The following is a 13,808-nucleotide window of genomic DNA, read 5'->3' as shown; positions in this document are numbered from 1 at the left end:
CCTGTCCGGCCAGGGCCGGAGGATTTTCGCCATCCGCCATTGAATGCTCATATTGCCGAAAATCCGGCAGAATCAACACGGCGGGCTTATGGGGTGATCAGCCGGTGACCGACCTTTTGAACATCGAAGCATTCAGGGCAATCCTCGACTCGGTGGAAGAAGGTATTCACGTCGTCGACTCGGCGGGGATAACGATCCTGTACAACCAGGCGGCGGCGCGTATGGAGGGACTTCACGCCGCCGAGGTGATAAACAGGCACGTCCTCGAGGTGTTCCCCTCGTTGACTGAGTCGACGAGTACGCTGCTCAACGTGATGAAGTCGGGCAAGCCGATCCTGAACCAGCAGCAGACGTACACGAGCTTCAAGGGACGGAAGGTAACCGCCGTAAACTCGACGCTTCCGATCATCGTCGGTGGCAAGGTCGCAGGCGCCGTCGAGGTATCGCGCGACATAACTAACGTCAAGAAGTTGTCCGAAAAAATTGTCGACCTCCAGGCTGAGCTCCTCGGAAAGAAGGTAGGCGCCGCCAGGGACGACCGGCCAGGCTCCGGGCTCTTCACTCTTGCCGATTTCGTCAGCGAGGACTCGAGGGTAGTGGATCTCAAGGCTCTCGCTGCGAGGGCGGCGCGGACAAACTCCTCGGTGCTCGTGTTCGGGGAAACCGGCACGGGCAAGGAAATCCTGGTCCAGGCCATACACTCGGCAAGCCTGCGTTCGGGCGGGCCTTTCGTCGCTCAGAACTGCGCGGCCGTCCCCGAGACGCTGCTTGAGGGGTTGCTTTTCGGTACAGCGCGAGGCGGATTCACGGGGGCCAAGGACAGGCCGGGGCTGTTCGAGCTCGCTCACGGCGGGACGCTGTACCTGGACGAGATCAACTCGATGCCCATCGGGCTGCAGGCCAAGCTCCTGCGCGCAATCCAGGACCGTACCGTGCGGCGCATCGGTGAAACCGGTATCCGCAGGATCGACGTGAGGATCATGGCATCTACGAGTGTCGACCCGGCGGAGGCGATACATAGACGCGAACTCCGGTCCGACCTCTACTACCGCCTCAACGTCGTATTCCTGACGATACCGCCGCTGCGCGACCGGAAGGGCGACATCCCGCTGCTCGTTTCACATTTCATACGCAAGTTCAACTCTTCGATGGGCCTGTCTGTCGAAGGGGTGTCGCGGGCGGCGATGGAGGCGTTGCGGTCGTACTTGTGGCCGGGCAACGTCCGCGAGCTGGAACACGCGATCGAGGGCGCCATGAACGTGGTAGATGGGACGACGGTTGAACTGTCGCACCTGCCGGTGTCCCTGCGCGGCCCCGCGCGTGGCGCAGCGCGGGCCGCCCAGGGCGCGGGGGCGTTCGGCCTCGCCGCTGAGCCCTCGATACCCGTCCCTCTGAGGGAAACCCTCGGTGAACAGGAGAGGAACATCATCCATGCCGCCATGGAGGCTTCAGGCTGGAACGTGTCGCGCGCCGCGCGCTTGCTGGGCATACCGAGGCAGACGCTGCAATACCGGCTCAGAAACCTGGGGCTGCCCAAATTTAGGCGCTCGCCAGGAAGCGGGCATGACGAGGGGCGAGATGAACGGCGAGATGACGGGCCCACTCCACGTTAAGTGTACCTGTACGGAACAACCCGCGAGGAGCCCACGCCGGCCGGTGCCGCCAGTGTGGGCTCCTGTTCATAGCCTGCAGTCGTATTCGCCCACGACGTCCAACGGCATGAATTTTGCTACTATATATACTCAGGCTGGCGACCCCTCGGGGGTTTCCACACCGGCACCACAGTCACCGATGCTGCGCAGGGAGGGAGCAATTGTGAAGAAGGGTTGCCCGTACGGCTCGCACAGAGTGATCGAACCAGCCGGCACGTTGCCACAGCCGGCCTGGAGGATCGACAATACCATGGAAATCCACGACAATGAGGTTCTCATAGACGTGAGGACACTCAATGTCGACTCTGCGAGCTTTACGCAAATAGAAAAGCAGGCCGAGCAGGAAATCTCGGAAACGTTCAAGGGGTCGCACGATTCCCCCGAGTTCTGGTCCGCGGTGGACAGCCGGATCGGCCAGATCATCATGGAGACCGTTGAGAAGCGCGGGAAGCAGCACAACCCGGTGACCGGCTCCGGTGGTATGCTCACAGGTAAGGTCGTCGAGATCGGGCCGGCGATCCGCGACAAGAAGGGACTCAGGGTCGGCGACAAGATCGCCACGCTGGTGTCGCTGTCGCTCACCCCGCTCAAGCTCGAGAAGATCGTGAAGGTCTACAGGGACAGGGACCAGGTGGACGTGGTGGGGAAGGCCATCCTGTTCGAGAGCGGCATATTTGCCAAACTACCTGACGACATGCCGGAGACCCTGGCGCTCGCGGTTCTCGACGTGGCCGGAGCGCCCGCGCAGACCGCGCGGCTCGTGAAGCCCGGCGACGTCGTGTTCATCATCGGCGGCGGCGGGAAATCGGGTCTACTCTGCACTTACGAGGCCAAGAAAAGGGCCGGCGTGACGGGCAAGGTCGTGGTGATGGCCCACAGTGAGAGTTCGGCGGCCAGGGCCAGGGAGCTCGGCCTTGCGGACGTCGTGTTCACCGGCGACGCCACGAAGCCGCTCGAAACGATGAACAAGGTGCTCCAGGCGACAGGCGGGGTCAAGGCCGACGTCACCATCAACTGCGTCAACATCCCGGGCACCGAGATGTCGTCGATCATGACGACCCGCGATGGCGGGATGATCTACTTCTTCAGCATGGCGACGAGCTTCACCGCCGCGGCGCTGTCGGCGGAGGGCATCGGGGCCGACCCGGTCATGATCATCGGTAACGGATACACCAGGGGACACGCTGAAATCGCCCTGCACACGCTGAGAGAATGCCCGAAGCTCAGGGAGATGTTCGAGAAGCTGTTCTGTTGAGGACATCGTGACGGGGGCGCAGGCGCGCATGCGGCCCCCCGGACTTCTGCGCGCTTCGAAAGTAACGGCACGGGAGGTAAGGTCGATGAGATCGTTCAGGGACATACCGCTGTGGAAGAACGTCACTGAGGCGGAGTGGAATGACTGGCGGTGGCAGGTAAGGAACCGCATCGCCACGCTCGACCAGCTCAAGCAGGTGATCACCCTTACCGCGGAAGAGGAAGAGGGCGTCCGGAAGTGCCTGCAGACCCTCCGGATGGCGATCACGCCGTATTACGCGTCCCTGATCGAGGAGGGCAACCCGGCCTGCCCCATTCGCAGGCAGGCCGTCCCCACGGCGAGGGAGGTCGAGCGCTCGGCCGCCGACATGGCCGACCCGCTTCACGAGGACATCGACTCCCCGGTCCCGGGGCTGACCCACCGGTACCCCGACAGGGTGTTGTTCCTCGTGACCGACCAGTGTTCTATGTATTGCCGGCACTGCACCAGGCGGCGCCTGGTGGGTGTCAACGACGAGGCGGCGCCGCGCGAGAGGATCGAGAAGGGCCTCGAATACATCCGTCGCACCCCGCAAGTACGCGACGTCCTGGTGAGCGGCGGAGACGGGCTGCTGATACCCGATGACATGCTTGAATACGTCATAAGCCGGCTGCGCGAGATCCCGCACGTGGAGATAGTCCGCATCGGTTCGCGGGCGCCGGTGGTCCTGCCGCAGAGGATCACGCCCGAGCTGTGCAAGATGCTGGCGAAGTATCACCCGGTGTGGCTGAACACGCACTTCAACCACCCGAGGGAGATGACCCCCGAGTCGAAGAGGGCCTGCGAGATGCTGGCCAACGCGGGCATCCCGCTTGGCAACCAGACGGTCCTCCTGCGCGGGGTCAACGACTGCCCGCACGTCATGACGAAGCTCGTGCACGAGCTTGTGAGGATCCGCGTCAGGCCGTACTACATCTACCAGTGCGATCTGAGCTGGGGGCTCGAGCATTTCAGAACCAGGGTCGCCAAGGGTATCGAGATCATCGAATCGCTCCGCGGGCACACGTCTGGATTCGCCGTCCCAACGTTCGTGGTGGATGCCCCGGGCGGGGGCGGGAAGATCCCCGTGATGCCGCAGTACCTCATCTCGATGTCGGACACCAAAGTGATCCTGCGCAACTACGAGGGAGTCATCTGTTCCTACACGGAACCGGATTATACCCCGCACAAGCCGGAGGAGTGCCCGCTTTGCGGTGGCGCCGAAACGCAGATCGCGACCGGCGTGGCCGGGCTGCTTACAGGCAAGAAGGTCAGCCTGGAGCCCGAAGGGGTGGAGAGGCTGAAGAGGCGTAAGTCGCACTAGGTGGTTGAACGGCCTGACCGCCGGTCCGGCGGTCCGCGCCGGTGTGCGGCGCATTCCAGGCGGTGAACACATGCGGTTGATCGACCTCGTAAGAGCCGCCGGCGTCGAGACGGTGGCCATAGTCGGCACGGCGAAGAATGTCGGGAAGACCGTCACCCTCAACTGCGTCGTCAGGCAGGCAGAGGAGGACGGGCTCACCCCTGGCATCACGTCTACCGGTCGTGACGGTGAGAGGATAGACGTCGTCACCTCCGAGGAGAAGCCGTTCGTGTACGCGCCCGAGGGATGTCTCCTGGCCACTGCCGAGGCTACCCTGCGGGAGAGCGAGGTTTACGCTGAGATACTCGAGGTCCTGCCTTACACCACGCTGATGGGCGACGTGGTGCTCGGCCGCGTGATGGAGCCCGGAAACGTCGAGATCGTCGGTCCCGAAACGGCCAGCCAGCTGAGGCAGACAATTGAGGCGATGCAGCGGCACGGCGCGACCCCGGTGTTCGTCGACGGGGCCATAGACCGCGTCGCATCGGCGGCGCCGACGATAACCGGTTGTACTATCGTGGCGACGGGGGCCGCCGTTGCCCCGACCATGACCGAGGTACTCGACAGGACTGCATTGCTGGTGGAGTTCTTCGGATTGCGCTCGCCGGCCGACGCGATGCTGCTGCAGGCGGCGAGGCGGGCCGACCGCGACAAGGTTGTCGCACTGATTGACGACAGGTACGCGATCAGGCCGCTTCACCTGAAGACGGCCCTGGAAGCCGGCGGGGCAATCGCTTCTCTCATTTCCGACAGCACCCGCGCCGTGGTTTTCGGCGGCGCCGTGGTGGACGCGATACTCGAGCCCCTCATGGAGATGCGCGACCGCGTCAAGCAGGTCGAGGTACTGGCGCACGACGCGACGAGGATGTTCCTGTCGCGGCGCGTATGGGACAGGTTCAGGAGGCTCGGTGGGCGGATGAGCGTGGTGCATCCGGTGAGGATACTCGCGCTCACTATCAACCCGGTCGCACCGGGGGGAATGTCCTTCAACCCCGATGAGTTCCTGGGCCGTGTGGCGCGGGTGGCTTCAGGCATACCCGTATTCGACCTCGTGCTGGGAAAGGCCGAGAACCTGGGAGGTGACGGGCGGTGAAGGAACAGGACGTCCAGGGTACGCTGCAGTTCCTCAACGAGACCACCGCCGGCGCCATCGGGTTCAGGGGACTCTGGCACAGGTTCGAGCCGTTCACGGCAGTGGGGAAGGACCTCAAGACCAGCGCGCGGCCCTTCATGCCAGGGCAGGAACCGGCGTTCGAGGCCGAGATGGCTGTCGTGGAGAGCGCGTTGAACGCCTGGTCCAGGCAACCTAAGACGTTCCAGAGGATGTGCGGGTTTCTGGCCCAGGTAAAAGACCTGCGCGGCTCGATCGCCAAGAGCGTTCACGGCGGCCTCCTCGATACCGTGGAACTGTACGAGATCAAGCGCCTGTGCCTGACCGTCGCTGAACTCCGGCGCACGCTGAGGGAATCCGGTTGGCCGCATCCGGACGACGTCATGCCTCCCGCGCTGGACGACCTGCAGGCGATCCTCGACCCCAGGGGCCGCGGCGACAGTGGGTTCTATATAGACGAATCTTTTTCGCGGAAGCTCGGCCAGGTCCGCTCCGAGAAGCGGCAGAAAGAAAAGGCTTACCGCGAGAAGGCGAGAGCGCTTCGCGAGGCCGTGGCCGCCGCAATAGGAGTATCGCCGAATTTCCGCGGGGAGGTGCCGGTTTCGATGGCCGACGAGGCCATCGTCGAGAAGGCTGCCGGCCACCCCAACCTGGCGCACGCCCGCGATTCCGCTGGCTACTCCTATTACCGCGTGCGCGAGGACTCCGAGGCGAGGGCGCTGCTGGATGACCTCGACACCCTGAAACGCCAGGAGTATCGCGAGGAGGAGCGGGTAAGGCAGAAACTATCCCGCGAAATCGGGATCCGCGGGAGCTGGCTGTCCGCCGCCATGGAGCGCACCGGCCGGCTCGATTTCATCCTCGCAAAGGTCAGGCTCGCACAGGAATTCGGCTGCGTGCGGCCCCAAATTGCGGATGACGAACTCGCGCTCGAGGAAGGTCGCCACCCCCTCATAGAGGAGGCGCTCAAGAAGCGCGGGCAGCAGTTGGTTCCGGTCAGCATTAGCCTGCTCCATGGCGCTACAGTCATAACCGGTCCCAACATGGGCGGCAAGACCGTTACTCTGAAGACCCTGGGTCTCGTCGTGGCGATGGCGCAATATGGACTGCTGGTGCCCGCGAAGTCGTTCAGATTCAGCCTCAGGAGATTCATCTATTTCTCCGCCATGGAGGACAGCCAGACGGTGGGACTCTCCAACTTCGGGATGGAGGTGTCCAACCTGAAACCTGCGCTGAAGCGGCGGAACGAACGCGGACTCATACTTCTCGACGAGCTTTCCCGCGGCACGAATCCGGCTGAGGGGTTCGCGCTTTCGGCTGCGGTGCTGCGATATCTCAGGGACACCAACTCGATAACGGTGTTCGCCACGCACTACGACGGCCTGGCTTCGGTAGAGGGAGTCGCGCACTGGCAGGTGCGTGGCCTCGCGGGGGCGTCGCTATCGGGGGTAACGAGCATCCTGTCTTCCCCCGACGCCGGGCTTGAATGGCTTTTCAAGAACATGGACTACAGGCTGCAGCGGGCCGGCAAGGAGGCCGAGACTCCCAAGGACGCGCTGGTAGTGGCGCGGCTACTGGGGCTCGACGATGAGCTGCTGAAGCTGGCCGAGGGCTTCCTGAATTCGAGGAAGCGTGTGTTGGAGGTGATGGACAGTGACGGCAGGTGTTCGAAAGGCGCTTGACCTGGACGAAACTCAAATCGGACGCGCGAGGGAACTGGCCAGGTCCATCGTCCTGGAAATGAAGGGGCACATTGACGCCCACAGCACGACATCCATAGAGCGCACGGTTTGCAGGTTGTTCGGGATCGACGGCGTAGACGACGACGGGAAGCCCCTGCCCAACGTGGTCGTGGACGAGATCCAGGCGGGAGGCGGGCTCGACAGGGGCGCCGCGCACTGGGTGTGCAACGCCATGCTCCACCATGACCTTTCGGCGCAGCAGGTTGCCGAAGAGGTCGCGCGCGGTACCATTGACATAACGAGGCTCCCCGCAGGCGATGAGGGAGCGATCAGGGAACTCGCCTCGGAGCTGGCCACGACGGCGTGCGAGACCATACGCGCGAGGCGTCGCGAGCGCGACGGAATGATTGGGCGGCTGGGCCTTGGGCTTCAGCCATGGCTCTATATCATTGTGGCGAGCGGCAACATATACGAGGACAGGACCCAGGCCAAGTCTGCGGCACTGCTCGGCGCGGACATCGTGGCCGTGATCCGTTCCACCGGCCAGAGCCTCATGGATTACGTGCCATACGGCCCGACCACCGAGGGGTTCGGCGGTACATACGCAACGCAGGAGAACTTCCGGATAATCCGCAAGGCGCTCGACGACGTATCGGAGGAGGTCCGCCGGTACGTAAGGCTTACCAACTACTCCTCGGGCCTGTGCATGCCGGAGATCGCAGCGATGGGGGCGCTGGAGCGGCTGGACGTCATGCTGAGCGATAGCATGTACGGGATACTCTTCCGCGACATCAACCCGAAGCGGACATTCGTCGACCAGCACTTCTCGCGCATGCTGCTGGGGTTCGGCGGGATTATCATCAACACCGGCGAGGACAACTACCTGACAACCGACGACGCGTACGAGTCGTTCCACACCGTCGTAGCTTCACAGTTCATAAACGAGCAATTCGCTCTGCTGTCGGGCGTCCCAGTGGAACAGATGGGCCTCGGCCACGCGTTCCAGATCAACATGGACATGGAGGACGGCTTGCTCTACGAGATAGCCCAGGCGCTTCTCGTCCGGCAGCTGTTCCCGAATGCCCCGATCAAGTACATGCCCCCGACCAGGTCGTCAAGCGGCAACATATTCAGGACCCACGTCCTCGATGGCATGTTCAACTTCACCTCGGTGCTGACAGGCCAGGGGATTCACCTCCTCGGCATGCACACCGAGGCGATCCACACACCGCACCTCCAGGACAGGGCGCTCTCGCTGGAAAACGCGAAGTACGTCATGAACACCGCCCGCCATCTGGGCGAGGAAATCGTCATCCGGCCGGGCGGGAAGATCCAGAAGCGGGCGCAAGACGTCCTCGTCAAAGCCGTGGAGATGCTGGGGCAAGTGGACGGGATGGGCCTTTTCACCGCGCTGGAGAAGGGCATGTTCGCGCGGGTCAAGCGGCCGAGAGACGGCGGCAAGGGGCGTGACGGGGCCTTCGTCAAGGGGCCGCAGTACTTCAACCCGTTCCCCGAACTCATCCTGGGGGGTGAACGGGGATGAGCCATGACCTGACCGCGGTAAAGCCATACGGCGATGCCATGAACGATGGCTGGGTCCAGACGAGTTTCACTCTCCCGGTCAAGGGCGGGGACGAGGCGAAGGAAGCCGCAAAGCAACTCCTTCTCAAGATGGGGCTGGAGGACCCGCTTGTCGTGTGCATGAAAGACCTCGGACTGGAGTTCACCTTTTTCGTGGTATATGGGAAGTGCAGGCATACGGTCGATATGACGAAAATCCACGTGCCGAAGGCGCGTATTCAGCCCATGGACATGGAGCAAATCAACCAGTATATCCGGCACAACATCGGCAAGAAGGTTGTCGCCGTCGGCGCCTGCGTTGGGACGGACGCTCACACCATGGGGCTTGACGCCATCATGGATATGAAGGGTTTCCACGGCAATTACGGCCTGGAGCGATACTCCGAGATGATTACGTTTAACATGGGAAGCCAGGTGCCTCCCGAGGCACTCGTCGCCAGGGCGATCCAGGAAAACGCCGACGCGGTGCTCGTCTCCCAGGTCGTCACAGAGAAGCAGCAGCACCTGCCCGTGATGACTCGTGTGGTTGAATTGCTCGAGGCCGAGGGATATCGCGACCGCGTGGTGCTCATCTGTGGAGGTCCCAGGATCTCGCACGAGCTCGCGATCGAGATCGGCTACGACGCCGGCTTCGGACCGGGCACCGTCGCGTCGGACGTCGGGGCGTTCATCGTGCAGGAGATGGTGAGGCGCGGGCTGCGGGCCAGGTAGCTTGTGTGTAGGCCAGACCAGCGACCGCTACTTCGGAATCTTCTATGCAAAGTTGTTGTAGACGGTTCGAAAGACCCAGCGCAAATTATAACGGCAATGTATCAGGACGATTTTCAAGGGGCACAACTGTATGGAGGGGTAAATTATGTCAAGTCTCACAAGTAGTCGCCCAGACGTTTATCCAAGAGTACACTATGACAAGAATGCGGACGTGCTATATATCAGCCTGGGGAAACCGGTGCCGTCGGTGTCTCGGGAAGACCCGGAGATTGAGGGTTTGCACTTCAGGTACTCTATTCGAGGGAATCGATTGTCAGGAGCCACAGTAGTGTGGTACTCAAGGCAGGACAAGAAGTCGATAATGAGCAGGCTGCCTTTCAAAGTCGATCTTCCATAAATCTCCTGGATGACTGATTCTGCGGCTCTGCAACGAACGCTCCTTCAGGTGCTCTGACCTTCTCCGGTGGCGTGGCTTGAGGGGGATCATCTCTCCATCCTTTTCCTCTATTACAACACGGGTCGAAGGGTCGAACACGCGTGTATGCCTACAGTACATCCGTACCAACAGGCAATTCCTTCGTCGTCATACAATTCTTTCACCGGCGTTGATTAAAATCGGTAATCTGGTAAAATTACTCTGTGAGTGCCGGGCGGCCGCGAGGCCGCCCCCGGCAGTCAAGATAAGTCGAGGAGTGATAGCATCTTGCCCGATGAAACCAACGGCCCGGCGCTGGACCCGAAAGCACCGGCGGTCGAGGTTGCGTACCAGATTCTGAGGAACGCTGGCGAACCCCTGGACTACCGCGAGCTCATCGACAAGGTAGTCGAAGTCAAGCAGATAGTCTCGTACGACCTGGCGAAGGTCATGGCCAGAATATACACCGAGATTAACCTGGACCCCCGTTTCACGTACGCCGGCGCCGGCGCGTGGGGACTCAAGGAGTGGGCCCCGAAGCCACAGGGCGCCAGGCATGCCGGCTCCCAGGTAATCCCGCAGAGGTCGCGCCAGCCCGAACGGTGGACACAGGAGGAGGGATCGGGCGACGAATCCGATGTAGTCCGGCGCGCGGATGAGGAAGATAATGACTGGACAGCCGAATCGGACTAAGGGAGGGACCGCAGTGAAGATCAAGTGGCTCGGTCACGCGTGCTTCCTGATTACCTCCGCCAGGGGTACCAGGATCCTCACCGACCCATTTGATGAGACCGTAGGCTATGTCGTACCCGCCATCGAGGCCGATTTCGTCACAGTCAGTCACGAGCACTTTGACCACAACGCGGTAGGCAACGTCAAGGGAAAACCGAAGGTAGTCCGGGGCGCGGGCTCGCACAGCCTGGGCGACGTGACTGCCAGGGGCATCGACACATTCCACGATGAGGCGAAGGGCTCCAAGCGCGGGCCCAACACGGTGTTCGTGTTCGATGTGGACGGCATGTCCGTGTGCCACCTCGGCGATCTCGGGCACGCGCTGGCGCCTGGACATGCGACCGCGATCGGCAAAGTGGATGTACTCCTCGTACCGGTAGGCGGCACGTACACCATCGACTCCGCCGGGGCCGCGAATGTGGTTGAACGGCTCGACCCCAGGGTAGTCATTCCCATGCACTACAAGACCGACGCCATGTCGTTCCCGATCGTCGGCGTCGAGCCGTTCCTGCAGAGAGTGGGTGGAGGCATGCGAGTGGGCAGCACCACGGTGGAGATCGGGAAGGACGATCTCGTTGGACAGAGGAAGGTATATGTTCTAGAATACGCTTGATTGGACAATCTGATCCCGGGGGTCATGCATCGTGGCGAAGTTCATATTCGTGACTGGAGGCGTCGTTTCCGGCCTGGGGAAAGGCATCACTGCCGCATCTCTGGGCCGTCTGCTTAAGAGCAGGGGTTTCGACGTCACCGCCCTCAAGTTTGACCCTTACGTCAACGTCGATGCAGGGACCATGAGCCCGCTCCAGCACGGTGAGGTATTCGTTACGGAGGACGGCGCCGAGACCGACCTCGACCTGGGCCACTACGAGCGCTTCATCGACGTGAACCTCTCCAAGAACAACAACGTCACCACGGGGAAAATCTACAATTCCGTGATTCAGAAGGAGCGCAAGGGCGAGTTCTTGGGTGGCACGGTGCAGGTGATTCCTCACGTTACCAACGAGATCAAGGAAAGGCTGATGCGTGTCGCACGCGAGAGCAGGGCCGACATCGTGATATGCGAGGTCGGAGGCACCGTCGGCGACATCGAGAGCCTCCCGTTCCTCGAGGCCATCAGGCAGTTCAGGAGCGACGTCGGTCGCGAGGACGTAATGTACATACACGTTACGCTGGTCCCCTATATCCACGCCTCGGGAGAACAGAAGACTAAACCCACGCAGCACAGCGTGAGGGAGCTACGCAGTATCGGTATTCAGCCCGACGCCATCGTGGCCAGGACCGAGAACCCCTTCACCCGCGAGATGAAGGACAAGATCGCCCTGTTCTGCGACATAGAGAAAGATGCAGTCATCGAGAACATAGACGCGGCGAGCATATACGAGGTGCCGATCCTCCTGGAGGAGCAAGGCCTGGGCAACATCGCGTTGAGGAAACTCGGGCTCAGCAGCCGTGAGAAGGATATGGCCGAGTGGCGAGGCATAGTGAAGAAGATCAAGAACCCGGAGAAACACTGCCGGATCGCCCTGGTCGGTAAGTACATAGCCCTGCACGACGCGTACCTCAGCCTCTCCGAATCGCTCGCCCACGCAGGCATCGCCAACGACTGCAAAGTCGAAATACACTGGGTGTTCTCCGAGGACCTGGAGCGTGACCCCGCGTACATTCACCTCGGCGACGACGATGGAGTCCTCGTACCCGGCGCGTTCGGCTACCGCGGTATCGAGGGGAAGTGCAACGCGGTACGCTACGCGCGCGAGAAGGAAGTCCCATTCCTCGGGATATGCATGGGGATGCAATGCGCGGTGATCGAGTTCTCCAGGAACGTACTGGGGCTCAAAGGCGCCAACAGCACGGAATTCGAAACGGACACCGGGCATCCGGTGATCGACCTCATGCCCGAGCAGAAGGACATCGAGAACATGGGTGGGACCATGCGGCTCGGCGCGTATCCGTGCAGGTTGACTCCTGGGACGAAGGCATTCGGAGCCTACGGGACCGAACTCATATACGAGCGCCACAGGCACCGGTTCGAGGTCAACAATGCCTACCGCGACAAGCTGGCTGCGGCGGGGTTCAAGCCGGTCGGCGTGTGGCCGCAGGGGAATCTCGTGGAGATGATGGAACTCGACGGACACCCGTGGTTCGTCGGAACCCAGTTCCACCCCGAGTTCAAGTCGAGGCCAACCAGGGTACACCCCCTATTCCGGGACTTCGTCAAGGCGGCGCTCGCGTACCGCGCGGCGCGAAAGGGAGAGTAGGATTTGAAGGACAGGCTGAGAAGGGCCGGCGGGATCGCCATCGTTTCGCTGGCCTGTATTTCGGTTGTCGTGCTTGTGCTGGCGGGCGGCTCGGCGCGAGAATCCGGCGTGGCGCGCTCCGGCCGGGCCGTTGGGATTATCTATATTGAAGGAATAATCATGAGCGGTAGGGGCGCGTCGGGCCTGTCGGGCGATCAGTGCGGTTCCGACGACATCGTCGAGCAACTCAGGGAGGCCGCGGACGACCGCGAGGTAGGGGCAGTGGTGATCAGGCTGAATACCCCCGGCGGAAGCGCGGCGGGATCGCAGGAGATATCGCGCGAGATCGAGCACCTCCGCGAGTCGGGCAAGAAAGTGGTCGCCTCTATGGGCGACGTGTGCGCATCGGGCGGGTACTGGATCGCTGCGGGCGCGGACGCCATCGTTGCTAACCCCGCGACCATAACCGGCAGTATCGGTGTCATTATGGAGGTTACGAGGCTCGAGCAGCTGATGAAGAAGATCGGTGTCGAGATCGACACCGTCAAGAGCGGTCCCTACAAAGATATCGGCTCCATGTCCCGCAAGCTCGAGGACGAGGAAAGGGCCATACTGCAGGGCATGGTCGACGACATATACGCGCAGTTCCTCGACACGGTGGCCGCGGGACGAAAGATGGACATGGAGAAGGTGCGGAGCCTGGCCGACGGAAGGATCTTTACGGGGAGGCAGGCCAGGGAACTCGGGCTCGTGGACGAATTCGGGAACGTCGAGGATGCGCTTGTTACCGCCGCGGAGGCTGCAGGTATTGAAGACGACTGGACGCTCAAGGAATTCGGAAAGGTGAGCCCGCTCGAGCGACTGCTCGACCTCCTCGAGGGTAGGGTAGCACTGGGTTCACTGCTGGGCGCCCCCGCTCTGGGCAGGGAACTGACCGGCCTGCCGGGCCTTCAGAGTCTCCCCATGAAGCTCTGGTTCGCCAGGGATCTGCTCCGGTCCGGCGGACTCCGGTAGACACCTTTTACTCGCGCCGCTGGAGCTCAGCGGC

The 13,808-nt window shown here is 62.1% G+C and carries 12 protein-coding genes; all 12 read left to right on the top strand.

What is annotated here, in order from left to right:
* Window positions 1-104 precede the first annotated feature (104 nt).
* The 12 genes from HPY55_03860 (at window position 105) to sppA (ending at window position 13,774) form a co-directional block, all read left to right on the top strand.
* On the top strand, window positions 105-1,613 hold the full coding sequence (locus HPY55_03860) for a sigma 54-interacting transcriptional regulator (protein ID NPV69771.1): 1,509 nt from the start codon (window positions 105-107) through the stop codon (window positions 1,611-1,613).
* Between the two features lie 178 nt (window positions 1,614-1,791).
* Window positions 1,792-2,907 carry a zinc-binding dehydrogenase gene (locus tag HPY55_03855; GenBank protein NPV69770.1) on the top strand — a complete coding sequence of 372 codons (1,116 nt, stop codon included), beginning with the start codon at window positions 1,792-1,794 and terminating at the stop codon, window positions 2,905-2,907.
* 85 nt (window positions 2,908-2,992) lie between these two features.
* On the top strand, window positions 2,993-4,249 hold the full coding sequence (gene ablA / locus HPY55_03850; protein ID NPV69769.1) for a lysine 2,3-aminomutase: 1,257 nt from the start codon (window positions 2,993-2,995) through the stop codon (window positions 4,247-4,249).
* A 4-nt stretch (window positions 4,250-4,253) separates the two neighbouring features.
* Complete coding sequence (locus HPY55_03845) at window positions 4,254-5,381, top strand: hypothetical protein (GenBank protein NPV69768.1); 1,128 nt, start codon at window positions 4,254-4,256, stop codon at window positions 5,379-5,381.
* On the top strand, window positions 5,378-7,081 hold the full coding sequence (locus HPY55_03840) for a hypothetical protein (protein NPV69767.1): 1,704 nt from the start codon (window positions 5,378-5,380) through the stop codon (window positions 7,079-7,081). The genes HPY55_03845 and HPY55_03840 overlap by 4 nt, the downstream gene beginning before the upstream one ends.
* Window positions 7,053-8,624, top strand: coding sequence for a D-lysine 5,6-aminomutase subunit alpha (locus tag HPY55_03835; GenBank protein ID NPV69766.1), 1,572 nt, complete (start codon window positions 7,053-7,055; stop codon window positions 8,622-8,624). Before HPY55_03840 ends, HPY55_03835 begins: the two co-directional genes overlap by 29 nt.
* Window positions 8,621-9,373: a hypothetical protein gene (locus HPY55_03830; GenBank protein ID NPV69765.1), complete on the top strand. Its 753-nt coding sequence runs from the start codon at window positions 8,621-8,623 to the stop codon at window positions 9,371-9,373. Before HPY55_03835 ends, HPY55_03830 begins: the two co-directional genes overlap by 4 nt.
* Before the next feature lie 145 nt (window positions 9,374-9,518).
* Window positions 9,519-9,770: a DUF2283 domain-containing protein gene (locus HPY55_03825; protein ID NPV69764.1), complete on the top strand. Its 252-nt coding sequence runs from the start codon at window positions 9,519-9,521 to the stop codon at window positions 9,768-9,770.
* Between the two features lie 306 nt (window positions 9,771-10,076).
* A complete protein-coding gene (rpoE, locus tag HPY55_03820; GenBank protein NPV69763.1) occupies window positions 10,077-10,481 on the top strand; it encodes a DNA-directed RNA polymerase subunit delta in 405 nt (134 codons plus the stop codon).
* Between the two features lie 13 nt (window positions 10,482-10,494).
* On the top strand, window positions 10,495-11,133 hold the full coding sequence (locus HPY55_03815) for an MBL fold metallo-hydrolase (protein NPV69762.1): 639 nt from the start codon (window positions 10,495-10,497) through the stop codon (window positions 11,131-11,133).
* 31 nt (window positions 11,134-11,164) lie between these two features.
* A complete protein-coding gene (locus tag HPY55_03810; GenBank protein ID NPV69761.1) occupies window positions 11,165-12,781 on the top strand; it encodes a CTP synthase in 1,617 nt (538 codons plus the stop codon).
* A gap of 159 nt (window positions 12,782-12,940) precedes the next feature.
* A complete protein-coding gene (sppA, locus tag HPY55_03805; protein NPV69760.1) occupies window positions 12,941-13,774 on the top strand; it encodes a signal peptide peptidase SppA in 834 nt (277 codons plus the stop codon).
* Window positions 13,775-13,808: the final 34 nt, after the last annotated feature.

This window comes from Bacillota bacterium (genome assembly GCA_013178305.1).
Classification (GTDB): Bacteria; Bacillota; Sulfobacillia; order JABLXB01; family JABLXB01; genus JABLXB01.
Note: the sequence above shows the minus strand (reverse complement) of the source record. Positions and strands in the feature narration are given on the sequence as shown.

Bases quoted from the DNA above. Each gene is read 5' to 3' on its own strand.
- ablA (NPV69769.1), top strand. From the start codon at position 2,993: ATGAGATCGTTCAGGGACATACCGCTGTGGAAGAACGTCACTGAGGCG.
- sppA (NPV69760.1), top strand. From the start codon at position 12,941: ATGAGCGGTAGGGGCGCGTCGGGCCTGTCGGGCGATCAGTGCGGTTCC.
- HPY55_03855 (NPV69770.1), top strand. From the start codon at position 1,792: ATGCTGCGCAGGGAGGGAGCAATTGTGAAGAAGGGTTGCCCGTACGGC.
- HPY55_03825 (NPV69764.1), top strand. From the start codon at position 9,519: ATGTCAAGTCTCACAAGTAGTCGCCCAGACGTTTATCCAAGAGTACAC.
- HPY55_03830 (NPV69765.1), top strand. From the start codon at position 8,621: ATGAGCCATGACCTGACCGCGGTAAAGCCATACGGCGATGCCATGAAC.